This is a genomic window from Loktanella sp. DSM 29012 (assembly GCF_900110705.1).
Lineage (GTDB): Bacteria > Pseudomonadota > Alphaproteobacteria > Rhodobacterales > Rhodobacteraceae > Loktanella > Loktanella gaetbuli.
In genome coordinates, this window is record NZ_FOEJ01000003.1 from 363,656 (window position 1) to 387,945 (window position 24,290).

The 24,290-nt window shown below is 62.7% G+C and carries 26 protein-coding genes; 13 read left to right on the forward strand and 13 right to left on the reverse strand.

Annotated features, from left to right (window positions below; all coding sequences use genetic code 11):
* Positions 1–7 precede the first annotated feature (7 nt).
* The 5 genes from BMX27_RS09140 to BMX27_RS09160 form a co-directional block, all read right to left on the reverse strand.
* Positions 8–1,054 (reverse strand): glycoside hydrolase family 3 N-terminal domain-containing protein, encoded by a 1,047-nt coding sequence (locus BMX27_RS09140; RefSeq protein WP_090159521.1) that lies wholly within the window; start codon positions 1,052–1,054, stop codon positions 8–10.
* Positions 987–2,012 (reverse strand): SPOR domain-containing protein, encoded by a 1,026-nt coding sequence (locus BMX27_RS09145; RefSeq protein ID WP_090159522.1) that lies wholly within the window; start codon positions 2,010–2,012, stop codon positions 987–989. Before BMX27_RS09145 ends, BMX27_RS09140 begins: the two co-directional genes overlap by 68 nt.
* 60 nt (positions 2,013–2,072) lie before the next feature.
* Positions 2,073–3,815: an arginine--tRNA ligase gene (gene argS / locus BMX27_RS09150; protein ID WP_090159523.1), complete on the reverse strand. Its 1,743-nt coding sequence runs from the start codon at positions 3,813–3,815 to the stop codon at positions 2,073–2,075.
* A gap of 64 nt (positions 3,816–3,879) precedes the next feature.
* Positions 3,880–5,718, reverse strand: coding sequence for a cation:proton antiporter (locus BMX27_RS09155; protein WP_090159524.1), 1,839 nt, complete (start codon positions 5,716–5,718; stop codon positions 3,880–3,882).
* Entirely contained in the window at positions 5,708–6,880 is a 1,173-nt protein-coding gene (locus tag BMX27_RS09160; protein ID WP_090159525.1) for a deoxyguanosinetriphosphate triphosphohydrolase, read from the reverse strand. Before BMX27_RS09160 ends, BMX27_RS09155 begins: the two co-directional genes overlap by 11 nt.
* A 71-nt stretch (positions 6,881–6,951) precedes the next feature.
* Between BMX27_RS09160 and BMX27_RS09165 the strand changes: the two genes are divergently transcribed.
* From BMX27_RS09165 to BMX27_RS09175, 3 genes are all read left to right on the forward strand, one after another.
* Complete coding sequence (locus BMX27_RS09165) at positions 6,952–7,275, forward strand: HesB/IscA family protein (RefSeq protein ID WP_090159660.1); 324 nt, start codon at positions 6,952–6,954, stop codon at positions 7,273–7,275.
* Between the two features lie 239 nt (positions 7,276–7,514).
* Positions 7,515–8,294: an exodeoxyribonuclease III gene (gene xth / locus BMX27_RS09170; protein ID WP_090159526.1), complete on the forward strand. Its 780-nt coding sequence runs from the start codon at positions 7,515–7,517 to the stop codon at positions 8,292–8,294.
* A 77-nt stretch (positions 8,295–8,371) separates the two neighbouring features.
* Positions 8,372–8,635, forward strand: a complete 264-nt coding sequence (locus BMX27_RS09175) for a hypothetical protein (RefSeq protein WP_090159527.1) — start codon at positions 8,372–8,374, stop codon at positions 8,633–8,635.
* Here BMX27_RS09175 and BMX27_RS09180 read toward each other — a convergent pair.
* A complete protein-coding gene (locus BMX27_RS09180) occupies positions 8,632–9,729 on the reverse strand; it encodes an FAD-dependent oxidoreductase (RefSeq protein ID WP_090159528.1) in 1,098 nt (365 codons plus the stop codon). The two genes, BMX27_RS09175 and BMX27_RS09180, sit on opposite strands and share 4 nt — an antisense overlap.
* 1 nt (position 9,730) lies before the next feature.
* Entirely contained in the window at positions 9,731–10,153 is a 423-nt protein-coding gene (dksA, locus tag BMX27_RS09185) for an RNA polymerase-binding protein DksA (protein ID WP_090159661.1), read from the reverse strand.
* Positions 10,154–10,339: 186 nt separating this feature from the next.
* Between dksA and BMX27_RS09190 the strand changes: the two genes are divergently transcribed.
* The 5 genes from BMX27_RS09190 to BMX27_RS09210 all read left to right on the forward strand — a co-directional run bounded on the left by BMX27_RS09190 (position 10,340) and on the right by BMX27_RS09210 (position 14,951).
* Positions 10,340–11,179 carry an AAA family ATPase gene (locus BMX27_RS09190; protein ID WP_090159529.1) on the forward strand — a complete coding sequence of 280 codons (840 nt, stop codon included), beginning with the start codon at positions 10,340–10,342 and terminating at the stop codon, positions 11,177–11,179.
* Between the two features lie 315 nt (positions 11,180–11,494).
* Entirely contained in the window at positions 11,495–12,844 is a 1,350-nt protein-coding gene (locus BMX27_RS09195; protein ID WP_090159530.1) for a DUF2927 domain-containing protein, read from the forward strand.
* 13 nt (positions 12,845–12,857) lie between these two features.
* The gene (locus tag BMX27_RS16855) at positions 12,858–13,028 is read left to right on the forward strand and encodes a hypothetical protein (RefSeq protein ID WP_090159531.1); all 171 of its coding nucleotides are present in this window, start codon (positions 12,858–12,860) and stop codon (positions 13,026–13,028) included.
* Positions 13,028–14,212, forward strand: coding sequence for a vWA domain-containing protein (locus tag BMX27_RS09205; RefSeq protein ID WP_090159532.1), 1,185 nt, complete (start codon positions 13,028–13,030; stop codon positions 14,210–14,212). The genes BMX27_RS16855 and BMX27_RS09205 overlap by 1 nt, the downstream gene beginning before the upstream one ends.
* A gap of 52 nt (positions 14,213–14,264) precedes the next feature.
* Positions 14,265–14,951: a M48 family metallopeptidase gene (locus tag BMX27_RS09210; protein WP_090159533.1), complete on the forward strand. Its 687-nt coding sequence runs from the start codon at positions 14,265–14,267 to the stop codon at positions 14,949–14,951.
* A 54-nt stretch (positions 14,952–15,005) separates the two neighbouring features.
* Here the strand turns inward: BMX27_RS09210 and BMX27_RS09215 are convergent, their stop codons facing one another.
* Both BMX27_RS09215 and BMX27_RS09220 read right to left on the reverse strand, forming a co-directional pair.
* The gene (locus BMX27_RS09215) at positions 15,006–16,082 is read right to left on the reverse strand and encodes an ABC transporter ATP-binding protein (protein ID WP_090159534.1); all 1,077 of its coding nucleotides are present in this window, start codon (positions 16,080–16,082) and stop codon (positions 15,006–15,008) included.
* Between the two features lie 57 nt (positions 16,083–16,139).
* Positions 16,140–16,919 carry an SDR family oxidoreductase gene (locus tag BMX27_RS09220; RefSeq protein WP_090159535.1) on the reverse strand — a complete coding sequence of 260 codons (780 nt, stop codon included), beginning with the start codon at positions 16,917–16,919 and terminating at the stop codon, positions 16,140–16,142.
* Between the two features lie 157 nt (positions 16,920–17,076).
* Here BMX27_RS09220 and BMX27_RS09225 point away from each other — a divergent pair, with 157 nt between their 5' ends.
* A complete protein-coding gene (locus BMX27_RS09225) occupies positions 17,077–18,078 on the forward strand; it encodes a Hint domain-containing protein (RefSeq protein WP_090159536.1) in 1,002 nt (333 codons plus the stop codon).
* Positions 18,079–18,084: 6 nt separating this feature from the next.
* Here the strand turns inward: BMX27_RS09225 and BMX27_RS09230 are convergent, their stop codons facing one another.
* The 3 genes from BMX27_RS09230 to BMX27_RS09240 all read right to left on the reverse strand — a co-directional run bounded on the left by BMX27_RS09230 (position 18,085) and on the right by BMX27_RS09240 (position 20,176).
* Positions 18,085–18,672, reverse strand: a complete 588-nt coding sequence (locus BMX27_RS09230) for a hypothetical protein (RefSeq protein ID WP_090159537.1) — start codon at positions 18,670–18,672, stop codon at positions 18,085–18,087.
* A gap of 62 nt (positions 18,673–18,734) precedes the next feature.
* Positions 18,735–19,373 (reverse strand): HupA family protein, encoded by a 639-nt coding sequence (locus tag BMX27_RS09235; RefSeq protein WP_090159538.1) that lies wholly within the window; start codon positions 19,371–19,373, stop codon positions 18,735–18,737.
* Between the two features lie 113 nt (positions 19,374–19,486).
* Positions 19,487–20,176, reverse strand: a complete 690-nt coding sequence (locus BMX27_RS09240) for a HupA family protein (RefSeq protein WP_090159539.1) — start codon at positions 20,174–20,176, stop codon at positions 19,487–19,489.
* A 159-nt stretch (positions 20,177–20,335) separates the two neighbouring features.
* On the opposite strand from BMX27_RS09240, the gene BMX27_RS09245 reads away from it, so the two are divergent.
* From BMX27_RS09245 to BMX27_RS09260, 4 genes are all read left to right on the forward strand, one after another.
* Positions 20,336–21,934 (forward strand): peptide chain release factor 3, encoded by a 1,599-nt coding sequence (locus BMX27_RS09245; protein WP_090159540.1) that lies wholly within the window; start codon positions 20,336–20,338, stop codon positions 21,932–21,934.
* Between the two features lie 40 nt (positions 21,935–21,974).
* The gene (locus tag BMX27_RS09250) at positions 21,975–22,496 is read left to right on the forward strand and encodes a hypothetical protein (protein ID WP_090159541.1); all 522 of its coding nucleotides are present in this window, start codon (positions 21,975–21,977) and stop codon (positions 22,494–22,496) included.
* 68 nt (positions 22,497–22,564) lie between these two features.
* Entirely contained in the window at positions 22,565–23,158 is a 594-nt protein-coding gene (locus BMX27_RS09255) for an exopolysaccharide biosynthesis protein (protein WP_090159542.1), read from the forward strand.
* A 1-nt stretch (position 23,159) separates the two neighbouring features.
* Complete coding sequence (locus tag BMX27_RS09260; protein WP_090159543.1) at positions 23,160–23,780, forward strand: hypothetical protein; 621 nt, start codon at positions 23,160–23,162, stop codon at positions 23,778–23,780.
* Here BMX27_RS09260 and BMX27_RS09265 read toward each other — a convergent pair.
* Positions 23,764–24,192: an OsmC family peroxiredoxin gene (locus BMX27_RS09265; protein WP_090159544.1), complete on the reverse strand. Its 429-nt coding sequence runs from the start codon at positions 24,190–24,192 to the stop codon at positions 23,764–23,766. The two genes, BMX27_RS09260 and BMX27_RS09265, sit on opposite strands and share 17 nt — an antisense overlap.
* Positions 24,193–24,290: the final 98 nt, after the last annotated feature.

Genomic DNA, 24,290 nt, shown 5'->3' on the forward strand with positions numbered 1-24,290 from the left:
GCGACCCTCAGGACAAAAGCGTCTCAAGTTCCGCCGCAAGCGCCGCAATGTCAACGCTGACGGGCGGACGGCGCTGCCCCAAGGCAGTGGCCGCGCGGGCCTGCGCCATGATCGTCATCGTCCCGGCTGCGGTCACGGCCTGTTCCATCTCGGCGCGGTCGCCATTGCAATGCAGCACGATATCGCACCCCGCCGCAATCGCCGCTGCAGATCGTTCGGCCGTGGTGCCGGACAGCGCCTCCATCGAGATGTCGTCAGTCATGATCAATCCGCCAAATCCGATCTGGTCACGGATCAGCTGCATCATCACGGGCGAGGTTGTGGCGGGCAGGTCAGCGTCAATATCGGCAAAGACGATATGGGCCGTCATGCCCATCGCGATATCGTTCAGCGCAACAAAAGGCGCAAAATCGCGCGCCAACACATCGACCCGTGGTGCCGTTACCGTCGGCAGCGACTTGTGGCTGTCGACAGCCGCACGCCCGTAGCCGGGGATATGTTTCAACACCGGCAACACCCCCCCGTCCAGAAAGGCCGCGGCGCAGACACGGGCGCATTCGGTCACAAGCGGGACTGTTTCCCCTGACAGACGGTTGCGTAGGACCGGATGGGTCTGCGCCTCGACAAGATCGGCCAGCGGGGCGCAATTCACGTCGATCCCCACGTCATGCAATTCATGCGCGATCAGGCGGTTGCGGACCCAATGGGCGCGGATCGGATCACTGGCACGTTCCATCTGGGTCAATGCCGGCAGGTATTCGCGCCAATGGGGCGCGCGCAGGCGCTGGACCCGCCCGCCTTCCTGGTCGATCAGGATCGGTGCATTGCGGCCCAATGTGTCACGCAAATCGGCGGTCAGGGCGCGCAACTGGTCCGGCGTTTCGACGTTCCGCGCGAACAAAATGAACCCCCAGGGGTCCGCATCAGCGAAAAAGGCGCGTTCATTGTCTGTCAGGCGCGTGCCCGACAGACCCAGAATCGTGGCGTTAGCGGACAACGACGGGAATGCAGGCCGTACGGGCCGCGTCCAATGTGGCACAGAACCGGCGCGCATCGGCCAGATCGTCAAAGCCGCTGGCGCGCAGACGAAAGAACGTGGCCCCGCCCGATGATGCCTGCTGGATCACCCGTGATTTTCCGGCCATGAAATCGACGAACCGCGTCGTCAGGCGGTCCCATTCCGCACTGGCCGCATCGGCCGATGGAAAGGCCCCGAGCTGCACCAGCTTGGTCCCGACAGGCAGTTCGTCGGTCAACAGCGCCTCGCTGGGCAAGGGCATCGTGTCAGTGGTCAGGGCAACGGGTGTCAGAACCGCCTCTGCGGGGGCAGTGGCCTGCGGTGAGGCTGCGGCCTGCTGCGTGCCAGGACGCAGCATCGGACGCAGGACCTGCGTCATGGATGCACCGGCGACAACGGTCGTATCCAGACCCAGCGCTTCGGCCAAGGCGGCAGCGACGGGATCGACTGGTTCAACAGGGGCGACTGATGCCTGCTCTGCGCCATCGACGGTCAGGACAGGGTCCACGGTTTCACCGTCGCTCAGCGCGGTCAGCGGTGAAGCCCCGGCAGCAATCTGATCGGCCAGCGCCAGCACATCGTCAGCCGACATGGCCTGCGCCTGTTGCGTGTCCTCGGGAATGATCTCGACCTCGGTCGCGGCCAGTGACGGTGCTATGGGTTCCGCATCCAGATCCTCGGCTGCAAGGCCGGTGCCACTGGGGGCGAGCAGCAACAGATCCTCGGGACCGCCAGCCTCGCCCAGGGCTGCGACTTCGTTCACCGACAGGCCACGGTGGTCTGCCACGTTACCGCCTGCATGATCGGGGGCACGGCGCATCTCGCCTTCGACCGCGCGCACCACCGGAACACCCGATACATCGCGCATGATCGAATGCGTGCCCCAGACACCCACACCGATCATCAGCGTCAGACTCAACGCGGCACCCGCCATCTGCGTGTAGCGCGACGCGTCACGCACCTGTGGTGCGCCCAAATCTTCGTAAACTGCCATCACTGCCTCTTGTCCCGGACCTCTGACGGGTCCGCTGCTCTGCCTCGGGGCCGCGAATGCTTAGCGCATTTCTTCGACCGGTGTGACGCCAAGGATACCAAGGCCTGCCGCAATCACAACCTGCGCGGCACGAATCAGGGCGATCTTTGCCTGCGATGTGGCATTGTCGCCATCCTGCAGGAACCGCAAGGATGTATCGGTGTTCCCGGCGTTCCAAAGTCCGTGCACTTCCGAGGCCAGATCATAGAGGTAGAACGCCACCCGGTGGGGTTCATGCGTCCGGGCCGCGATTTCAACCAGACGCGGCCATTCTGCGATCTTCGCTGCCAGAGCGGTTTCCGCCGCATGGGACAGCGCCGACAGATCAGCCCCGGCAAGCGTCGCATCATCCACCGTGATTTCTGCCTCACGCGCCTTGCGCAGGACCGAATTCACCCGCGCATGGGCGTATTGGACGTAGAACACCGGATTGTCCTTGGATTGTTCGGTGACCTTGGCGAAATCGAAATCCAGCGGCGCGTCGTTCTTGCGGGTCAGCATGTGGAACCGGGTCACGTCGGGGCCGACCTGTTCGACCACGTCCGACAGGGTGATGAATGTCCCTGCCCGCTTGGACATCTTGAACGGCTCGCCGTTCTGATACAGCTTCACCAGCTGCGTCAGCTTGATATCCAGCGGCACGCGACCGTTGGACAGCGCGCTGACAGCGGCCTTCATCCGTTTGACGTAGCCACCGTGATCGGCGCCAAAGACGTCGATCAGCGCATCAAAGCCGCGCTCGACCTTGTCATAGTGATAGGCGATGTCAGGCGCAAAATAGGTCCAGGCCCCGTCGGATTTCTGCACGGGCCGGTCCACGTCATCGCCGTGGGCGGTGGATTTGAACAGCGTCTGTTCGCGGGGTTCCCAATCGTCGGGCATCTTGCCCTTGGGCGGTTCCAGCGTGCCGCGATAGATCAGGCCAGCCGCATCCAGCCGCTCGATGGCCTTTTCGATCTTGCCAGAACCATAAAGCGATTTTTCCGAGAAAAAGACGTCCATCTCGATGCCCAGCAGCGCCAGATCACCCCGGATCAGGTCCATCATGGCATCGGTGGCAAAGCTGCGCACCTCTTCCAGCCAGACGGACTCTGGCTGGTCCAGATAGGCATCGCCCACCTTGGCCTTGAGCGCCTCACCGACCTCGATCAGATAGTCGCCGGGGTATGTGCCTTCGGGCCAGTCGACGCTCAGGTCGTGCGCCTCTTGATAGCGCAGATAGACCGACCGCGCGAGGACATCGACCTGCGCGCCGCCGTCGTTGATGTAGTATTCGCGCGTCACATCATAGCCTGCGTAGTCCAGCAGGCTGGCCAGCGCGTCGCCAAAGACCGCGCCACGAGTGTGACCCACGTGCAGTGGACCGGTGGGGTTGGCGCTGACGTATTCGACCAGCGTGCGCTGGTTATTGCCCATCTTTGACCGACCATAGCCGGGATCGGTCAGTGCCGCGATCACCACACCGCGCCAGATGCCCGCGTCCAGCCGCAGGTTCAGGAAACCCGGACCTGCCACATCGGCGCTGGCGATCCGGTCATCGGCCACCAGCCGCGCGGACAGCGCATCAGCGATGTCACGCGGTTTCAGGCCAGCGGGTTTCGCCAGCACCATGGCCGCGTTGGTCGCCATGTCACCGTGGCCGGGATCGCGGGGCGGCTCGACCGTGACCGCATCCGTGGACAACCCGTCAGGCAGCACCCCGTCTCGCACCAGATCAGCAAGCGCGTCGATGACGAGGGTGCGGATATCGGCGAAAATGTTCATGGGACCTGTCTTTCGGTTTGTGCGGCTTGCGGTTTACCACCCCGCCGCCCAGCGTCAACGTCCCTTAGGCGCTGGCGGGCGGTTGCACGGTCGATCCAGTGGTTTCGGGCGGGCGCAGTGCGATCAGGCGGGTATCCGGAACACCGCGGATTTCCTCATCCTCGTGCAGCAGCTTGAATTCGCCATTCGGCAGGATGCGCCCCACCAGATGCGAGCGCGGGCGTTTCTCGCGCCACTCCTGAAGGGTGAATTCCTCGGTCAGACGGGTCACGCGGAACGTCCAACCCTGCCGGATCAGGCTGTTCCATTCATCATGGGTCACCGCATGGCCGAATGGCCTGCCACCCAGCGTCGCAGGCAAGGTGTGGCGCGCGCCGTCGTTTTTCACCCGTGCGACCTGAAACACGTTTTCCCGGCCGAATTCAGGCGCAAGGTCTGTGGCCACGAGCGTGTTGTAGGCATCGTTGTCGGTCGCGGCCAACAGCTTGTCATAGCTGACAAGTTCAAGCCGTTGTTCGGCGCCTTCGGACAGGATATCGCCGGTATAGGTGGTGATCCCGGCTGAACGCGCCGCCCGCAGATGGCCAAAGTTCGGGTCGGTCATCAGAACGGGTACATCCGCCTTGATCAGCGCCTCGGCAAAGGCGGTCGTCCAGTCCGAGCCGCCGACGATGATGACACCGGGGTTACCCGCCCCCGCAAGGCCCAGCCAGCGCGCCATCGGTTTCAGCGTGAATCCATGCAGAACCACGGTGGTCGCCACCAGCACAAAGGCCAGCGGTGCAATCAGGTTGGCGTCCTCGAACCCCAGAGAGATCAGCCGTTCCGCAAACAGCCCCGCCACGGCGACCAGCACCACGCCGCGCGGCCCGGTAAAGGCCACCAGCACCTTTTCCTGCCACGGCAGGCCCGTCCCGATCAGCGATATGAATACCGTCAGCGGGCGCGCGACGAGGATGATCAGCAGGACGAACACGACCGCCCTGCCCGATAGCTGACCAAGCTGCGCAAAATCCAGATTGGCAGCCAGCAGGATGAACACCCCGGACACCAGCAGAATGGTGGCATGTTCCTTGAAACGGCGCAGCTCGGCATAGCTGGGCAGGTTCGCGTTGGCGATCACGATCCCCATGACGGTCACGGCCAACAGCCCGCTTTCGTGCAGGATCGCGTCGGAAATGCCGAAAATCCCCAGCAGCAGCGCGAACAGGATGCTGACCTTCATGTATTCGGGCACATGGCCGTTGCGGAACGCCCAAGCGAGGCCGAAACCACCCGCCAGACCCAGAATGATGGCAGCACCAATGCCCCAGATCAGCGCCAGCACGGCTGTACCCACGGTGGTGGCTGTGTTCAGCACCAGCACCACCTCGAACGCCAGCACGGCGGCCAGTGCGCCAAGGGGATCGTTGACGATCGCCTCCCACTGCAGCAGTTGCGCGGGCCTGCGCGACAGGCGCGCGGTGCGCAGCAATGGTGCAATCACGGTTGGCCCCGTCACGATCAGGATACCGCCAAACACCCACGACGAAGACCACGACAGCCCTGCGGCATAGTGCAGCGTCAGCGCGGACGCGACCCAGCCCACCGGGGCACCCACGAACACCAGACGCCGCACGCCGATGGCCGCATCGCGCAACTGGTGAAAGTTCAGCGTCAGGCCGCCTTCGAACAGGATGATCGCAACGGCGATGGCGATGATCGGCCCCATCAGCGGACCGATATCACGGGCAGGATCGAACACGCCCAATACCGGCCCGATGATGACGCCCGCCAGCAGCATCAACACGATGGCCGGCATCCGCATGCGCCACGCCAGCCACTGGCTGCCAACACCCAGACCACCCACAAGGGCGATCGCGATCACGGGGTTCATCGCCCCGGCTGCTGTTTCAATTGCCATCAATCACCCCCGGCGGAACAGCCCGGCCACCAATCAGCCGTTCGTGTTCCTGAATTGCAAAACGATCCGTCATACCCGCGATATAGTCCGCCACGATCCGCGCCAAGGTCTGACGATCCTCTGCCTCGGCAACTTCCTTGCGCCATTGCTTTGGCAGTTCGGTCGGCGTGTCGATATAATAGGCAAAGAGTTCGTCCAGCATGCTGGTCACCACATGGCGCATTTCGACCACGGCGGGCGCACGATACATGCGGGTGAACAGGAATGCGCGGATTACCTTGAGGTCCTCCCACAGGGCGGGCGTGAACTGGATCATCATGCGGCCCGCATGGCGCACTTCTGCCACGTTCTGCGCGTCCAGATCGGTCAGGTTCCTGCGGCTGACGGCAATCACGTCCTCGACCAGCACGCCAAAGAACCTACGCAAGGCCTCGTGCCTACGGCGATAGTAGTTCAGACCGGGATATTTCGCATCGACCCTTGCAAAACAGTCGCTTAACACCGGAAGTTCAGCCAGTTCATCGGTGCTGAACAATTCTGCCCGCAAACCATCGTGCAGGTCGTGGTTGTTATAGGCGATATCGTCCGACAGGGCAGCGACCTGCGCCTCTGGTCCGGCGTGGGTGTGCAGTTCCAGATCGTGCCGCGTGTTGTAGGCGGCCAGCGCATAGGGCCAGGGCTGGGGGACGGGACCGTTGTGCTTGGCGATCCCTTCCAATGTTTCCCAGGTCAGGTTCAGCCCGTCCCATTCGGCGTAGTGCCGTTCCAGGTCGGTCACGATCCGCAAGGCCTGCGCGTTGTGATCGAACCCCCCGTAGGGCTGCATCAGACGATCCAGTGCCTCCTCGCCGGTGTGGCCAAAGGGCGTGTGCCCCAGATCATGGGCCAACGCGATCGCCTCGGTCAGTTCGACGTTCAGGTCCAGCGACGCGGCGACCGTCCGCGCTACCTGCGCGACCTCGATCGAATGGGTCAGGCGCGTGCGGAAATAATCGCCCTCGTGTTCGATGAACACCTGCGTCTTGTGTTTCAGCCGCCGGAACGCGCTGGAATGAATGATCCGGTCACGGTCGCGCTGAAAGGGAGAGCGATGCGCGCTTTCCTCTTCGGCATAAAGTCGCCCGCGCGGTGACGCGGGATTGGTCGCGTATCTTGCCGCCATGTTGCCCGTCTTGTGCCTGTTGCCTGCCCTCCCTATATTTCAGACAAGCCAAGACCGATAGGTATGATATGCTGACCCTGCCCCCCAAAGTGACCAGCCGCGCGTTTGAACGGCTTGCTGAAATCGGTGCCGCCGAACAGGGCAAGGCCCTGCGCATCGCCGTAGAAGGTGGCGGATGTTCGGGCTTTCAATACGAAATTGCCTTGGATGACCCACGCGAGGACGACCTGAAACTGTCGGACCGGGGCGAGACCGTAGTGATCGATTCCGTGTCCCTGCCGTTTTTGACCGATGCGGTCATCGACTTTTCCGAAGAGTTGATCGGCGCGCGATTTGTCATCGAGAACCCGAATGCCACGTCGTCCTGCGGCTGCGGTACGTCTTTTTCCATCTGAAACCTGCGACGAATTGGAACTTTCTTTCGTCTTGCACCGTTGCTAGTCTGAAGCCGAACAAAAAGGAACGAGTCATGATTTACCTGATTGCGATGATCCTTGCCGGGCTTGCTGCCGCCGCGGCCGCAGGCCAGACGGCCGATCAACCCGATGCAATCCCGGTCAAGGTCCGCGACGACCGCTGACCCCTTGTGCCTGCGCGGCCGGGCTTTTAGCCTAGCCTCAAAAGAGGCACACCAATGAAAATCGCGACATTCAACATCAATGGCGTCAAGGCGCGGATCGACGGTCTGCTGCACTGGTTGCAGGACAGTGCGCCCGACGTCGCCATCCTTCAGGAAATCAAATCCGTTGACGAGGGTTTCCCACGCGACCTGATCGCGGACCTTGGGTACAACGTCGAAACACACGGGCAAAAGGGTTTCAACGGCGTCGCGATCCTGTCGAAACTGCCGCTAGAGGATGTTTCGCGCGGCCTGCCCGGTGATGATACGGACGAACAGGCCCGCTGGATCGAGGCCACCGTCGTGGGCGAAAAGGCAGTAAAGATCTGCGGGCTGTATCTGCCCAACGGTAATCCCGCGCCCGGCCCGAAATACGATTATAAACTGGCCTGGATGGAACGGCTGCGCGCCCGCGCGCAAGCCCTGCTGGCGTCCGAGATGCCGGCGCTGATGGCGGGCGACTACAACATCATCCCGCAGGCAGAGGATGCCGCCCGTCCCAAGGCATGGCGCGATGACGCGCTGTTCCGGCTGGACAGCCGTGCGGCTTGGCGGCGCGTGCAGAACCTGGGGTTCACCGAGGCATTCCGCGCCCGCACCCATGGCGGCGGACATTATTCGTTCTGGGATTATCAGGCAGGCGCGTTTGACAAGAACGACGGCATCCGTATCGACCATTTTCTGCTGACGCCGCAATGCGCGGACCTGCTGTCGGACTGTTGGATCGAAAAGGATCTGCGCGCGCGCGAGAAACCATCAGACCACGTACCCGTCTGGGTCGATCTGGCCGCGTGACAGTCATTTCACCCCGCAGTGTGTTGTTCGCCCTCGGTTTTATCCTCATATCGGATACGGCGACAGCGCAGTGTCGCATGGCGGCAATCGGTGCGGGTTGTGCGACGGCACCCATTCGCAAGGTGACGCCGCCACCCCCAGAACCGGCCCCGGTGAATATCGGCGACGTGCTGGAACCTGGACAATATTCCATGGTCATGAACGCGGCCTACTACGGCCTGCCGCTGCCGCGCGACGGCTGGGTGTATTTCAGGATCAGCCGCGACGTTTACCGTGTGGATTATCGCACCCTGACCGTTCTGGAACGCGCAACCGACGAGACCGCGCGCAACTGGCCCTAACCCGCAGGATCGTAGCCATAGAGCCAGTCCAGCCGGTTGATGAACGCGCCCGGTGCCATCCGACCCAGCGCGGCAAGTCCCAGATGTGCTGCGCGCTGTGTGACGCCTGACAGGTGGTAATTGACCGCATTCGCATCCGCCGCAGCAATAGCACGCGTGACACGCGGCGCGCGCAAGGCCTGATAGCGCGGTAGCCCAGCCGCGATCCCGTGCCGTGCCACACAGCGGGCCAGCACGACCGCGTCCTCCAGCGCCAGATTGGCGCCCTGCGCCAGAAACGGGAGTGTCGGATGAGCGGCATCGCCGACCAGCACATGGGATGCATCATGCCACCGGGCCGCTACGGGATGACGGAACAACCCCCACAGCAAGGGCACTTCGACCGCCCAGAGGATATCGTGCAAGGCAGGACAGGCATCGGCAAAGGCATCGCGCATGGCCTGCGGCGTATCGGCGTGGTGCCAGCCTTCGGCGGCCCAGTCGTTGCGTTCCTGCACGGCCACGATGTTCAGACGGTTGCCGGGCAGCGGATAGGTGACCACATGACGGCCCGGCATCATCCATATCCGCGCCTGCGGCGGTGCCTCGGCCTGCACGAGGGCACGCCAGGCCACCTGTCCCGAAAACGCGGGCGCATCAGCGCCGTTCAGTCGCGCCCGCACCTGCGATTTGATCCCGTCGGCCCCCACCACCAGATCGGCACGTGGGTCATCCGCCCGCGTCCCAAGGCACAGCTCCACGCCGCGCGCACGGCAGGCCTCGGCCAGCATGGCGATCAGGTCGGGGCGTGCGACAAAGCGGTAGCACGGCACCTGCCCCGTCAGGTCGAACCGGGTGACGGTCCGTCCCGTCACACCATTGGTCGGCACCACCGCCTCTGACGGCAGGCTGATCCGGTCCAGCGCATCCGACAGCCCCAGCGCCGCAAGCGCGCGCCCACCATTGGGGCTGATCTGCAGCCCCGCGCCGATGTCGCCCAGCGTTTCGGCCTGTTCAAAAACACGAACGCTGGCCCCTTGCATCGCAAGGGCCAGCGCCGTTGTCAGTCCTGCCGGGCCGCCGCCGATGACGGCGACGTCGCGTTTGGCAATCATGTCAGTCCTTGCGGTGCACCCGTTCGCCACGCTCGTGCCGTTCCTGCGCCTCGAGCGTCATGGTCGCGATGGGGCGCGCATCCAGACGTTTGAGGCTGATCGGATCGCCCGTGATCGCGCAATACCCGAATTCACCATCGTCGATGCGGCGCAGGGCGGCGTCGATTTTCGCAACCAGCTTGCGCTGACGGTCGCGGGTGCGCAATTCGATGCTGCGGTCGGTTTCCTCGGACGCACGATCGGCCACGTCGGGGATGTTGCGGGTCTGGTCCTTCATGCCGGCGACGGTGTCGCGCGTGTCCTCCAGCAACTCGGCCTTCCAGTCGAGCAGCTTACGGCGGAAATATTCTGTCTGACGTTCGTTCATGAACGGTTCATCTTCGGCCGGACGATAGTCATCTGGCAGAAATGTTTCGGCTTTCATCGGGGTCCCCTCCAAGTTGTCGATTGTCATAGCGTCGTTTCCTGACATTCGACTCTCCTTCGTGTCGGCTGGGCATCACTTAGCCGCTCGCCCTGGCGGTGTCACTTGTTTTTTAAGGACGCCCATGTGGTTGTGGCCGGCGCGATGCACACATAACCTTGGCTGAAATGACCATAGGGAACCGCCATGCAATTCACCGGATCTGACAGCTACATCGCCACCGACGACCTGACGATGGCCGTCAACGCCGCCGTGACGCTCGAACGTCCGCTACTCGTCAAAGGCGAGCCAGGCACCGGAAAAACCGAACTTGCGCGGCAGGTTGCCGCCGGTCTGGGCCTGCCGATGATCGAATGGCACATCAAATCAACGACGCGCGCGCAGCAAGGTTTGTACGAATACGATGCCGTCAGCCGGTTGCGCGACAGCCAGTTGGGTGATGCGCGTGTTCACGACATCGGGAATTACATCAAACGCGGCAAATTGTGGCAGGCGTTCGCGGCAGGCGAAAAGGTCGTGCTGCTGATCGACGAGATCGACAAGGCCGATATCGAGTTTCCCAACGACCTGTTGCAGGAACTCGACCGGATGGAATTCCACGTCTATGAGACCGGAGAGACGATCAAGGCGGACGTGCGCCCCATCGTCATCATTACCTCGAACAACGAAAAGGAACTGCCGGACGCGTTTCTGCGCCGTTGTTTTTTCCACTACATCCGGTTTCCCGACATGGACACGATGCGCCGCATCGTCGAAGTGCACCACCCCGGCATCAAGGACCGGTTGCTGACCACCGCGCTGACCCAGTTCTACGAATTGCGCGAAACGGCAGGCCTCAAGAAAAAGCCATCGACGTCAGAGGTGCTGGACTGGCTGAAACTGCTGCTGGCCGAGGATCTGACACCCGAAGATCTGGCCCGAGACGGTGCCGATGCGCTGCCGAAACTGCATGGCGCACTGTTGAAAAACGAACAGGACGTGCACCTGTTTGAACGCCTCGCCTTTATGGCGCGCGGTCGTAGATGACCGCATAGGTTGCGGCACGGCGGCAACGCCTGCCGCAACCTTGAACGTCGAACCACTTTTTCCTCGCATTCCCGGCGGTGCTTTGACCTACTGGCCAGACCCCCGCCTGATTCCGTCAATTTGTCGCAATCCGGTCCAGAAGGGGTCGCAGTCCGCAGGCAGACGGTACTGACGCAAACCGAGGAGAGCAGATGTGATCAGGACCGTTTTTCCGGTCGGTTGCCCATGGCGCTGCACGCCGTGCGACCACCTATCAGACCTCGGTGCGCCATGTTTGACCAAATCCGCCAGTCGTCACCAGCACTGGTGCCACTCATGAGACAGACCTTTGCCGTCTGGGCGCTTGCCTTTGCTGCATCCTGCGCACCGGTGCAGCCTGTGGATACCATCACCCGCGCCGCCACCACCTCTGCCCTGCCGCCGATGCAGGGATTTGCCGATACCTCGCCTGTCCGCGTCACCCGTTCGAATGCCGAAATGGCCCAGGATTTCCTGGACCTGACGTTTCGTCTGGAAAGCGGCCGGACCATCAGCACCATGACCCGGTTCGAAGGACCGCTGACAGTGCGTGTGCTGGGCAGTGCCGCCCCGACGCTGGCCACCGATCTGGATGTCTTGCTGTCGCGCCTGCGCCAAGAGGCGGATCTGGATATCCGGCCCACCCAGTCGTCTGATGCCAGCATCACGATACAGGCCATCCCGCAGCGGACCTTGCAACGCGCTGTGCCCAAGGCGGCTTGTTTCGTCGTGCCGCGCGTGCGCGACTGGGACGAATACATGGCCAGCCGCAGCAGTGGACGTGTCGACTGGTCGACACTGACGCAGCGCGAACATGCTGCCATCTTTGTACCCGCTGATGCAGCACCGCAGGAAATCCGCGACTGCCTGCACGAGGAATTGGCACAGGTTCTGGGGCCGCTGAATGACCTCTATCGTCTGCCCGATTCCGTGTTCAACGACGACAACATCCATGCTGTTCTGACCGGGTTCGACATGCTGATGCTGCGCGTGACCTATGCGCCCGAACTGCGATCCGGCATGACCCGCGCGCAGGTCGCATCCGCACTGCCTGCCATTCTCGCCCGCCTCAATCCGCGTGGCGGGTCGGGTGGCACCGCCAGTTTCCCCGACACGTCCCGCGACTGGATCAGGGCAATGGAAACCGCCCTGACCGAAGGCAGCAGCCCTGCAACCCGCCGCGCCGCCGCAGCCCGTGCGGTGCGGATCGGTCAGACGCTGGGCTGGACCGGCCCGCGCGAGGGGTTCGCCTATTACGCCATGGGCCGGCTGGAGGTCGGCAACGACAGCCGTGCCGCGCTCGCCGCATTCGAGGCGGCGGACAGAATTTATCGCGCATCGCAAGCCACACAGATCCATTCCGCCCATATCGCGGTGCAAAAAGCTGCATTCGCCTTGTCCGCCGGTGACGCGATGACGACGATCGAACTGGCTGACCTTGCCATACCGCTGGCTCGGGAACACCAGAACGCGGCCCTGCTGGCGACCCTGATGATGTTCAAGGCCGAGGCGCTGGAACTGCAGGGCGGCAGTGTCGCAGCCGAGGCGCTGCGGCTGGACAGTCTGCCGTGGGCGCGTTACGGATTCGGCTCTGATGACAATGTGCGCGCACGCCTTGCCGAAGTGCGGGGTTTGCGCCCTTTCTAAAGGGGCTGACCCAATGATTATACCTCTCGGCAGCCTTCTGGCAGGTGCGGCACTGGGCATGTGGCGCGCGCGCGCCAATGGCGGAAACTGGCGCGACATGGCGCAATGGGCCGCGTCCTTTGGCATCCTGTTCGGGATCGTCGGGCTGTTTGTCCTGATCTTTTACAGCCGCTCCGTCGCCTGATGTTTTTGCCGTTCTTTGACGCGCTGCGTACAGAACGGGTCCCGGTGTCATTGCGGGAATACCTCGCGTTTCTCGACGGGATGAACGCCGGTCTGGCGACCTATGACATCGACGCGTTCTATCACCTGGGCCGCACGATCATGGTCAAGGACGAACGCCATATCGATCGCTATGACCGCGCGTTTTCGCGCGCTTTTGCGGGGCTGGAGTCCATCCCTGACAGCGCCGTCATGGAGGCGGTGGACATTCCCGCCGACTGGCTGGCCAAGATGGCCGAAAAGCACCTGAGCGACGCCGAAAAAGCCGAAATCGAGGCGACGGGCGGGTTCGAGGCGCTGATGGAGCGTCTGAAAAAACGGCTGGAGGAACAAAAGGGACGTCACCAGGGCGGCAGCAAATGGGTCGGCACGGCGGGCACGTCACCGTTCGGGGCCTATGGCTACAACCCCGAAGGCGTGCGCATCGGTCAGGACAAATCCCGCCACCAGCGCGCGGTCAAGGTCTGGGACAAACGCGAATTCCGCAACCTCGATGACAGCGTCGATCTGGGCACCCGCAACATCAAGGTGGCGCTGAAACGCCTGCGCCGCTGGGCGCGTGACGGTGCCGTGGACGAGTTGGACCTGGACAGCACCATCCGCAAGACAGCGCAAAACGGCTATCTGGATGTGCAGACACGGCCCGAACGCCGCAACGCGGTCAAGGTGCTGCTGTTTCTGGACGTGGGCGGCAGCATGGACCCGCATGTGCAGGTGGTCGAGGAATTGTTCAGCGCCGCCAAGGCCGAGTTCAAGCACCTCGAACATTTCTATTTCCACAATTGTCTTTACGAGGGCGTCTGGCGTGACAACAAACGTCGCTGGAACGACCAGACCGCGACATGGGACGTGCTGCGCAAATACGGGTCGGACTACAAATGTATCTTTGTCGGTGACGCCTCGATGTCCCCCTACGAGGTCGCAATGCCCGGCGGCGCGAACGAGCACTGGAACAAGGAAGCCGGGTCGGTCTGGCTGGCGCGTGCCCGCGACCAATGGCCCGCCCATCTGTGGATCAATCCGATGGACCAACGATATTGGCCGCACACCCAGTCACTGCACATGATCCAGGAGATATTCGGCGCGGACCGCATGGTGCCGATGACACTCGAAGGCATCAGCCGCGGCATGCGGTTGCTGACCTGATCGTCAACTGCCGCGGATTGCGCGACGGCCCTGCACCCCCCATATTCGGATCATGATCAAGTTTACCCCGATCCTGCTGGCCGTCATCTATGGTCTGGCGATGTATCACTTCAGCGCGTACCGCACGCGCAAGGAGCTGAACAGCCAGTCCACGGAACTGGCCGATGGCACCCTGCGCCGGATGTGCGACCAGATGGCCCGCGCACTGGAGATCGACCGGATCCGTGTCCACATCTACGAGGTGTCACAGGTCAACGGACTTGCCGCTCCCGACGGGCGCATTTTCATCACCCGCGGTTTCTATGACCGCTACCGCGCGGGGGACGTAACAGCTGACGAAATCGCAAGCGTCATTGCCCATGAACTGGGGCACGTGGCCCTGGGTCATTCACGCCGCCGGATGACGGATTTTTCGGCGCAGAACGCGATGCGGACGGCCATCGCCATGGTGTTGAACAGGTTTCTGCCGGGCATCGGTCCGCTGATTGCCAATGCGCTGATGTCGCTGCTGGCCGCACGCCTGTCACGTGCCGACGAATTCGAGGCCGACGCCTATGCCAGTGCGCTGCTGGTCAAGGCAGGGATCGGGACAGAACCGCAAAAGTCGCTCTTTACAAAGCTGGAGGCGCTGACCGGTGGCGCGGGACGCGGCACCCCCGCCTGGATGCTGAGCCATCCCAAGACGCCGGACCGCATTGCCGCGATCGAGCGCAACGAGGCGAAGTGGCGCGTGGAATAGACGTCGGAACCGGGGCGCTGCCCCGGACCCCGGGATATTTTTGACCAGAAGAAGTCAGGCCCGCGGAAACACGAAACAGCGGTCGCGCCGCAGCATTAGCCACAGCGGCGTCCCGGGTTTTGGTAGAAAGACGGATGGCACCTTGGCCGTCAGGATCGTGCCGTCATGATCCATGCGAAATTCGACCAGACTCTCTGATCCCATGAAGCGGGCACGCTGCACGATGCCCCGCGCGGGCGAGCCTTCCATCGGGGTCGGACTGGGACCACGGCCTGCGCGGTCAAAGTCGATTTTCAGATGTTGCGGCCGGATGCAGATATCAACCATTGTGCCGTCGGGCAGACCCGGTGTCAGGAACTGGCCGAATGGCGTATCCGTCAGCGCACCGCGCACCTTGCCTTGGATCACGTTGATATCGCTGAAAAATGCGGCGGCTGCGAGATCGACGGGCGTGTTGTAGATATTGTATGGCGCGCCACGCTGCACGATCCGGCCGTCGCGCATCAGCGCGATTTCATCGGCCATACGCATCGCCTCGCCGGGTTCGTGGGTGACCAGCAGGACGGCAGTGCCTTCGGCCTTGAGCACATCGAGCGTCTGGTCGCGGATTTCGTCGCGCAACCGGTCGTCGAGACCCGAGAACGGTTCATCCATCAGCATGATCCGCGGACGCGGCGCGATGGCGCGGGCTAGTGCGACCCGTTGCTGTTCGCCCCCCGAAAGTTCGTGCGGATAGCGATTGCCGTAATCCGGCAGATCGACGCGGGCCAGCATTTCGGCGACGCGTGGTGCCACATCGCGCCCGCGCCCCAAACCGAAGGCCACGTTTTGCGCCACGCTGAGATGCGGGAACAAGGCGAAGTCCTGAAACATGAGCCCAATGGACCGGTCCTCTGGCGGGACCGAGGTCGTGGAATCGCAGATCAGGGCACCGTCCACCGCGATCCGGCCTGCATCTGGCCTGTCGACACCGGCGATGATCCGCAATGTCGTGGACTTGCCGCAACCCGAGGGGCCAAGCAGACAGGTGACCTGCCCCGGCATCACCGAGAGGCTGACGTCATCGACCACACGGCGGCGGTCAAAGGATTTGGCGAGGTGCGTCACCTCGAGGCGCGGCGGTTGCGTCATCGAATACCTTAGCAAAATACTAGGGCTGAGTAGCAAGCCCGCCGCACCCCTGCAAGGTCACAGCGTCGCGTTGATCGCGCCACCGTCCAGCAGAATGTTCTGCCCGACGATGAACCCGGCCTTGTTGGAACACAGGAATGCGCACATCGCGCCGAATTCCTCGGACGTGCCGTAGCGTCGCGCGGGGATCGTCGCCTCGCGCTTGGCCTTGGCCTCGGCGATGGAGATGCCTTCAGCCTTGGACACGCCGGCATCCAGCGAGTCGGCGCGGTCGGTGGCGTGGATTCCCGGCAACAGGTTGTTCATGGTCACGCCGTGCGGGGCAACCTGACGGGACGTGCCCGCGACATAGCCCGTGAGGCCTGCGCGCGCCGCATTCGACAAGCCCAGCTGCGGGATCGGTGCCTTGACCGACCCGGAGGTGATGTTGACGATCCGGCCCCAGCCGCGGTCGATCATACCGGGCAACAGCGCCTTGATCAGGGCGATGGGGGCCAGCATGTTGGCATCCAGTGCCTTGATGAAATCTTCGCGGTCCCAGTCGGACCAGAGCCCCGGCGGCGGGCCGCCTGCGTTGTTCACCAGAATATCGACGCCCATGGCCGCATCCAGCAAGGCGGCGCGACCGTCGGGGTCGGACACGTCGGCTGCCACGCAGGTCACGGTCACGCCGTAGGTTTCGCGGATCTCTTGTGCGGTCTTTTCAAGATCTTCGGCACCGCGCGCGTTCAGCACCAGATTGACGCCGGCCTCGGCCAGAGCCTGCGCGCAGGCGCGTCCCAAACCACGCGACGACGCGCATACCAACGCGGTTTTTCCCGAAATGCCCAGATCCATTGAAAATCCTCACTTGCTTTTGTTGCGGCAGGCCGTTCGCCTGCACTGTGCGAGGCAAGTTAGGACGTTTGGTTCAAAAAGACACGTCCTAGTCTGTGCGGTTGGCGTTGCACTTGGCGTCAATCGCGTTAGTTTCTGTCGGGGCAACGGGTAGGCGATGACAGGTCTTCGAAAACAGGTGCAAAGCGTTTCAGTCTGGCACGCGGATCATTTCCGCGTGACGGATGGCGTGGCCGATGGCGATGCCATCAGTTTCGCCGACGAGTTGGTCCTAGATGACAGCTATGAATTGTCGTCCAAGGCCCATCCGAAGTCCCTTGCGCTGGAACTGCCCGAGGCCGGTGAGGCATTCCGCGTGGCGACGGGATCTGATGTGGGGCTGACCGGCAGCGATGTCTATCTGGATTGCTGCATCACGCTGATGGGTCAGGACAGCCGCACCTATGAGGCGCTGGTTCTGGTCGAGGTGGTATCGGGCGGCGTCGAGGCGGTGTACCTGCTTCCGTTGGCAAACCTCGTTCCCGCGACACCCTACCGGCTGGTGGGTGTCGACCGCCAGATCGCGACCACCCGCTTTGCCGAGGTCGCCAGCGTGTCGTTCACCCGCGGTACCAAGATCACCTTGGCATCCGGCGCGCAGCGACCGATCGAGGATATTCGCGTGGGCGACCGGGTGCTGACCCGCGACGATGGTCCGCAGGCGGTCCGCTGGATCGGCCAGACCACCCTGCGCGCGGTGGGCGAATTCGCGCCCGTCGTTATCAAGGCCGGTGCGTTGCACAACAACGACGACCTCGTGCTCAGCCCCGATCACCGCCTGTTCGTGTACCAAAGACAGGACCGTCTGGGGGCGGGTCGTCCAGAGGTATTGGTCAAGGTGCGGCACCTGATCAACGGCGATACCGTCTATCAGCAGGACGGCGGGTTCGTGGATTATTTCCAGCTGTTGTTCGATCAGCACCAGATCATCTATGCCGAAGGGATCGCCGCTGAATCCCTGCTGATCGATCCACGCACCCGCGCGGCCCTGCCCGACCATCTGGACAGTCCTGCGCGCGCAGGCCACAGCCACAGGCACCACATGGACTACGAGGTGCGCGAAAACCTGTTGGCACAGCCGGATGCGGTCGAAATGCTGCGCAAGGCATCGATGAGCTGAGCTGCGCTATTCCTGTTCCTTGACCGCGGCGAATGATCCGTCGAACACGTCCTGACCATCGGGACCGCGCACATCACCGAACAGCAGGCCGCTGACGCCCTCGCGGTCGCGCCCCTTGAACTCGCCCTCGATCTCGGCGTCGATCCGGTAGCTGTCAGCGCCGCGTTTCAATGTGCCGTCCACATCGCCGGTAAAGGTGTAGTTTTCATCCGGATCGGTGTCGCGGAACAGGTCGCCATCCGAAATGGTCAACGTGCCGGACAACCGGTCGCCCGCACCGGTCTGAAATCCCGTCGCACTGCCTGCAACCTCGTCGCGGGCCGCACCGAAATTCACGTCCATGCGCAGATCGCCCAGGTATTCGACACGCGCACCGCCTGCCCCGGTCGGCAACCCTGCCCGCATGAACCCGGTATAATTGGCGCGTCCTGTGACAGGCAGCGTTCCGGGGTCGGACACATCCTGTTCGGCAAGACGGCTTTCCAACCGGTCGGCCACGGCAAAGCGGTCAGGTCCGGCGTCGTCATCGCTGCCGCCCCCACCGCCACAGGCGACAAGAATGATGAAGGGGATCAGGCTGATGAAACGCGGCATGGGCAGGCCCTGTCAAAGAACCTGCCCAGCATCCCGCATCATCGTTAACAGCTGGTTAAGCGTTAACGCTCCAGCTGCGCATCAAGGTCGATTGCACCACGGACACCATCCACGTTGATGTCGCCCTGAATCTTGCCGCCCACGAATTCCACATCGCGGCCCTTGAACCCGCTTTCGCGCAGGCGGGCGTCCACCGCGATGCGCTCACCGCTGGCGCTGCGCAGATTGCCATCCACATCGCCAAAGATCGCGACCTGCTGGCTGTTCGACGTCCGGTTCAGAATACCGTTGTTGACCGTCAGCACGCCGTCGATCTCGGACCCGTCACGGGTGACGAAATTGCCCAGCGTGCCGCCCACGCGGTTCGCGCCGAAATCGACACCCAATTGCATCAGGCCGGCCACATCCGTGCTGCGTCCCGGCACGCTGAGCGCACCGCCAACAGCGCCGCTGTAGGTCGCCCGACCGGCGGTTGGCACCAGCGATTTGGGTGTGATGGACGCGGCGGCATAACCGTCGTTCACATCCTCGGCGACCTGCGCGATTTCAGCGAAATCCAGACGGTCGTTGACCTGCGGATCCAGGGCGCGTGCCGCAGCAGCACCGCCCGTGACGGCCCCGCCACCACCACCGCCCGAACAGGCAGCCAGTGCGGCAAGCGCGATTGCAACAAGAGCAGGACGAGACGATTGGATGTTCATGGCAGTGACCTTTCAGATGGACCATAGCCCTGACGAGGTGTCGGGGCCTTGGGTCACATCTGGATCAGGCGGTCAGGCAAGACAAAAACACCTGCCGGTTATCGCATAACAGCCTAGTCAGTGGCGATGAATGCGCCCTGCACGTTGCGCAAGCCATCACTGGTCTGGCCTGTGCCTTCGAGACGACCGGACAGGGCCGCACCGTCCGACAGAAAATCGCCGTTCAGGTCCAGCGTCACGTCACCGTTCAGACCAGAGCCAGAGATACGACCCGCGGCCGAGCCGGTCACGCTGACCTCTGATGTCAGATTGGCGGACCGGTTGATCTGCGCGTCGATATCCAGCGCGCCCTTGATCTCTTTTTGCGTCCTTGCATCGACAAAGTCGTCAAAAGACCCCGTGATCCGGTCCGCACCAAAGTCGATGGCCAGATCGACGCGGGACAGGTAATCGGGATTTGCGATCAGCGCCTCTTCGGACAGGGATTGCACTGCGCCCACGACATAGCCCGCAACACCGTCGAATGAAGCTTTGCCGCCACCGGGCAAATCACCCGGATCCGTGAACCGGTCGCTGTTCAACTGGTCCTCATAGGCCGCAAAGAGTGTCGCACCCTCGTTGCGCAGCAGCGTGTAGGATTTCACCGCGGTCGCGGTCTTGGTCGTCTCGGCGGCCTTGGACGCTGTCGTGCTTGCGGCAGCACTGGCTGCGGCTGCCGCCTCGGTCGTGCCGCCACCACCACCACCACCGCAGGCCGTCACAAGGCAGATCGCAGACAGGGCAACACAACGAAACAGGGGCATTCGGATATCCTTTTGCGACGCAGGCCGCTGACAACAAGAGATTTACCCTGGTTAATGCGTGGTGAATGCGGCGGCCTGATTGCACAAACGTGGCTATTTCACGAAGCGAGCACCCCGGCAGTCATTGCGCCCGCGCGGGCCGCGGGCTAAGGCGTATCCATGTCAAATCGCCCCGACCTTCCCGCTGAAATCGCCCGCCGCCGGACCTTTGCGATCATCTCGCACCCGGACGCCGGCAAGACGACGCTGACCGAAAAATTCCTGCTGTATGGTGGCGCCATCCAGATGGCCGGACAGGTCCGCGCCAAGGGCGAGGCACGCCGCACCCGGTCCGATTTCATGCAGATGGAAAAGGACCGCGGCATTTCCGTCAGCGCGTCGGCAATGTCGTTTGACTTTGAAAAATTCCGCTTCAATCTGGTCGACACGCCCGGTCACTCTGACTTTTCCGAAGATACCTATCGCACGCTGACGGCTGTCGACGCCGCCGTCATGGTCATCGACGGGGCCAAGGGTGTGGAATCCCAGACGCAAAAGCTGTTCGAGGTCTGCCGCCTGCGTGATTTGCCGATCCTGACGTTCTGTAACAAGATGGACCGCGAAAGCCGCGATACGTTCGAGATCATCGACGAGATTCAGGAAAACCTGGCCATCGACGTCACCCCGGCCTCTTGGCCGATCGGCGTGGGTCGCGAATTCATGGGATGTTACGATATCCTGCGCGACAAGCTGGAAATCATGGACCGCGCCGACCGAAACAAGGTCGCCGCCAGCATTTCGATCAACGGTCTGGACGATCCCAAATGGTCCGAACATGTCCCCGCCCATTTGCTGGAAAAATTCCGCGAAGAAATCGAAATGGCGATGGAGCTGTTGCCGAAACTCGACCCGGCCAGCGTGCTGAACGGCTCGATGACGCCGATCTGGTTCGGTTCCGCGATGAACTCTTTCGGGGTCAAGGAACTGATGGACGGCATCGGCACCTACGGGCCGGAACCGCAGATCCAGACCGCCCAGCCCCGCAACATCGCACCCGAGGAATCCAAGGTCGCAGGTTTCGTGTTCAAGGTGCAGGCCAACATGGACCCCAAACACCGTGACCGCGTCGCATTCGTGCGCATGGCCTCGGGCCATTTCACGCGCGGCATGAAACTGACCCACGTACGCAGCAAAAAACAGATGGCCGTGACCAACCCGGTCATGTTCCTCGCCGCCGACCGCGAATTGGCAGAAGAAGCATGGGCCGGCGACATCATCGGCATCCCGAACCACGGACAGCTGCGCATCGGCGATACGCTGACCGAGGGCGAGGCGATCCGTGTCAGCGGCATCCCGTCCTTTGCGCCCGAATTGCTGCAAAACTGCCGCGCCGGCGACCCGATGAAGGCCAAGCACCTGGAAAAGGCGTTGATGCAATTCGCCGAGGAAGGTGCCGCCAAGGTGTTCAAGCCGACCTTTGGTTCCGGTTTCATCGTGGGCGTCGTGGGGGCGCTGCAATTCGAGGTGCTCGCCAGCCGGATCGAACTGGAATACGGCCTGCCCGTCCGGTTCGAGGGGTCGCAATTCACCTCGGCCCGCTGGGTCCACGGGACCAAGGACGCGATCGACAAATTTGCCGCCGCCAACAAACAGCACATCGCGCTGGACAACGACGGCGACACCGTGTTCCTGACGCGCCTGCAATGGGACATCGACCGGGTACAGCGCGACTATCCGGACGTGACCCTGTCCGCGACCAAGGAAATGATGGTCGGTTGATCCTAACGCTCGATTAACCTTTGCCGCGCAGCATAAGGCCATGCTGCGCGGTTTTCTGTTTTTGCTGGCCCTGTCCGGCTGCACCTATACGCCCCATCCGGGTGCGCGATTTGGCGTGCCTGTCGGGGCGCAGGTCATCGCGCAGCAAGGATCGCAATCAGGGATACAGCGCTTCACCACGCAGGAACACGAAATCTACCGAGATGCGACCGGGATCATGACGGCGCGCCCCGTGATCCTGCAACGCGGCACGCTGCGGCAGTACGCCGTGCTGACCAATGTGCGCAGGCGCGCGCCGAACGCGCCGCGGCTGGTGCATGTTGCAACGCATGATCGCCTGCTGGACTACCGTAGGCATGATCGTATCTATTCCCACTGCATCGATGGCTGCCAACGCGCCGAAATCGGCGCGATTTACCTGTCAGAGGCTGACTTTCGCACGGCCGCACGCGATGGGCTCTATCTTCTGGCTGATGGCGCGCGACAGTCCTACGAGGGCACTGTCCCGGCAGAGGCATTTGCCCGCGTGCGCGCGGCGGCGGATGCGCCAGGGTCGCTGTAACAGACCCGTGACATGGTGGTCCCCGCGATCGATACGGAACCCTGAGGCCTGCGGCGGGTTGTCGCAACATGACAAAACAGGAAAACGCCCCACTGCTGGATACGCTTGACGCTGTTCGCGAGCAGACTGGCGGCAACAGCGTCGCGCTTGGCCATGTGCTCGACCGGGTGCAGGAACGCGGCTACGGACCGCTGATCGCGCTTGTGTCCGCGTTCTGCATCCTGCCGACGGGCGCCATCCCGGGCGTGCCGGCCGTCGTGGGCATCATCTTGGTCCTGCAGGGCGTTCAGATGTTGGCCGGCAAGGATCGGCCATGGTTCCCCGATGTGATCGAGCGTTTTCAGTTGGACTGCGCGACGTTGAAAAAATCCGTCGACAAGGCGCGCCCCTGGGCAGAGCGGCTGGAAGGCATCATAGGCCCGCGCCTTGATCCGTTGACAAACGGACCGATTGCCACCCGTGCCATCGCGCTGTGCATCATCCTGTCAGGCTGTCTGATGGTGCCGCTGGGGTTCATTCCATTCGTGCCTGCTTTGCTTGGCTTGGCGACGCTGCTGCTGGGTGTCGGTGTCACGGCCCGGGACGGCGTGCTGGTCGGTCTTGGCTATGCAGCAAGTCTGGCCGGGGTCTATACCGGGTGGGTGTCCCTGCCCGGAGGCTGACGTGCCGCTGCAAAACCGCGTTCTACCGACCCAAGAGATCGTTGCAGACCCCGCGCGGGGCACACTGACCGGGAACCGCGGCATTCTGCATATCGCCGACGGCGTCATGGGCCGCGCCCGCTGGAAATCCAAGGCATGGATCTGCTGCACGCTTGACTGGCAGGGCCGCAGGCGTCAGCTGATGACCGGTCGCAAATGGACGGAACTGTTTTTACTGGACGAGGCCACGGCATTGGCTGCGGGCCATCGCCCATGTGCCTATTGCAGGCGGGCCGATTATAACCGCTACCGCGATGCCTGGGCTACGGCTACGGGCGACAACCTGCGCGCCCCGCAGATGGATAACGCGTTGCACACTGCCCGCATCGATCCCGCGACACGGGGGCAGGCCCGCATGAACGGCGCGCTTGCATCACTGCCCGACGGCACAATGATCGTGACCGGTGGTCAGCCTCATCTGATCTGGCAGGACGCGCTCTGGCCCTACACGCCCGCAGGCTATCAGGCACCGCGCAGCAAAAAGGGGGCAGAGGTGATCATCCTGACCCCTGCCCCCCATCTGGAGATTCTGCGCGCCGGATATGCTCCGGCGCTGCATCACACACTTATGACACCAATTTAGCGTCCAAAGAGATCTCTGCCGTCAGCAGCTTGCTGATCGGGCAACCCGTCTCGGTTGCTTTGGCGATTTCCATGAATTCCGCTTCGGAAATGTCGGGGATCGTCGCAGACACTTCGATATGCGCCTTGGTCACGGCAAAACCGCCGTCCTTTTGCTCGAGCGAAATCGTCGATTTCGCGTCGATATTGTCAGCAGTGAAACCCTTTTCACCCAAACCCATCGACAGCGCCATCGCGAAACAGGCTGCGTGGGCCGCACCGACCAGCTCTTCGGGGTTGGTGCCCTTGCCACCCTCGAACCGGGCGGTAAACCCGTAGGGATGGTCGGTCAGCGCCGCCGTTTCCGTCGACACCTTGCCGATGCCGTCCTTGAGTGCGCCCTGCCAATTCGCGGTTCCATACTTCTTGATCATCGTGATCATCCTTTCATTAGGTTCACCAGATAACGCGCCGCAACCGCATGTGTTCCCCGAAAACCTTGACCCACACCGCACAAAGGCGTAACGCGACG

Bases quoted from the DNA above. Each gene is read 5' to 3' on its own strand.
- BMX27_RS09140 (WP_090159521.1), bottom strand. From the start codon at position 1,054: ATGCGCGCCGGTTCTGTGCCACATTGGACGCGGCCCGTACGGCCTGCA.
- BMX27_RS09145 (WP_090159522.1), bottom strand. From the start codon at position 2,012: ATGGCAGTTTACGAAGATTTGGGCGCACCACAGGTGCGTGACGCGTCG.
- argS (WP_090159523.1), bottom strand. From the start codon at position 3,815: ATGAACATTTTCGCCGATATCCGCACCCTCGTCATCGACGCGCTTGCT.
- BMX27_RS09155 (WP_090159524.1), bottom strand. From the start codon at position 5,718: ATGGCAATTGAAACAGCAGCCGGGGCGATGAACCCCGTGATCGCGATC.
- BMX27_RS09160 (WP_090159525.1), bottom strand. From the start codon at position 6,880: ATGGCGGCAAGATACGCGACCAATCCCGCGTCACCGCGCGGGCGACTT.
- xth (WP_090159526.1), top strand. From the start codon at position 7,515: ATGAAAATCGCGACATTCAACATCAATGGCGTCAAGGCGCGGATCGAC.
- BMX27_RS09175 (WP_090159527.1), top strand. From the start codon at position 8,372: ATGGCGGCAATCGGTGCGGGTTGTGCGACGGCACCCATTCGCAAGGTG.
- BMX27_RS09180 (WP_090159528.1), bottom strand. From the start codon at position 9,729: ATGATTGCCAAACGCGACGTCGCCGTCATCGGCGGCGGCCCGGCAGGA.
- dksA (WP_090159661.1), bottom strand. From the start codon at position 10,153: ATGAAAGCCGAAACATTTCTGCCAGATGACTATCGTCCGGCCGAAGAT.
- BMX27_RS09190 (WP_090159529.1), top strand. From the start codon at position 10,340: ATGCAATTCACCGGATCTGACAGCTACATCGCCACCGACGACCTGACG.
- BMX27_RS09195 (WP_090159530.1), top strand. From the start codon at position 11,495: ATGAGACAGACCTTTGCCGTCTGGGCGCTTGCCTTTGCTGCATCCTGC.
- BMX27_RS16855 (WP_090159531.1), top strand. From the start codon at position 12,858: ATGATTATACCTCTCGGCAGCCTTCTGGCAGGTGCGGCACTGGGCATG.
- BMX27_RS09205 (WP_090159532.1), top strand. From the start codon at position 13,028: ATGTTTTTGCCGTTCTTTGACGCGCTGCGTACAGAACGGGTCCCGGTG.
- BMX27_RS09210 (WP_090159533.1), top strand. From the start codon at position 14,265: ATGATCAAGTTTACCCCGATCCTGCTGGCCGTCATCTATGGTCTGGCG.
- BMX27_RS09215 (WP_090159534.1), bottom strand. From the start codon at position 16,082: ATGACGCAACCGCCGCGCCTCGAGGTGACGCACCTCGCCAAATCCTTT.
- BMX27_RS09220 (WP_090159535.1), bottom strand. From the start codon at position 16,919: ATGGATCTGGGCATTTCGGGAAAAACCGCGTTGGTATGCGCGTCGTCG.
- BMX27_RS09225 (WP_090159536.1), top strand. From the start codon at position 17,077: ATGACAGGTCTTCGAAAACAGGTGCAAAGCGTTTCAGTCTGGCACGCG.
- BMX27_RS09230 (WP_090159537.1), bottom strand. From the start codon at position 18,672: ATGCCGCGTTTCATCAGCCTGATCCCCTTCATCATTCTTGTCGCCTGT.
- BMX27_RS09235 (WP_090159538.1), bottom strand. From the start codon at position 19,373: ATGAACATCCAATCGTCTCGTCCTGCTCTTGTTGCAATCGCGCTTGCC.
- BMX27_RS09240 (WP_090159539.1), bottom strand. From the start codon at position 20,176: ATGCCCCTGTTTCGTTGTGTTGCCCTGTCTGCGATCTGCCTTGTGACG.
- BMX27_RS09245 (WP_090159540.1), top strand. From the start codon at position 20,336: ATGTCAAATCGCCCCGACCTTCCCGCTGAAATCGCCCGCCGCCGGACC.
- BMX27_RS09250 (WP_090159541.1), top strand. From the start codon at position 21,975: ATGCTGCGCGGTTTTCTGTTTTTGCTGGCCCTGTCCGGCTGCACCTAT.
- BMX27_RS09255 (WP_090159542.1), top strand. From the start codon at position 22,565: ATGACAAAACAGGAAAACGCCCCACTGCTGGATACGCTTGACGCTGTT.
- BMX27_RS09265 (WP_090159544.1), bottom strand. From the start codon at position 24,192: ATGATCAAGAAGTATGGAACCGCGAATTGGCAGGGCGCACTCAAGGAC.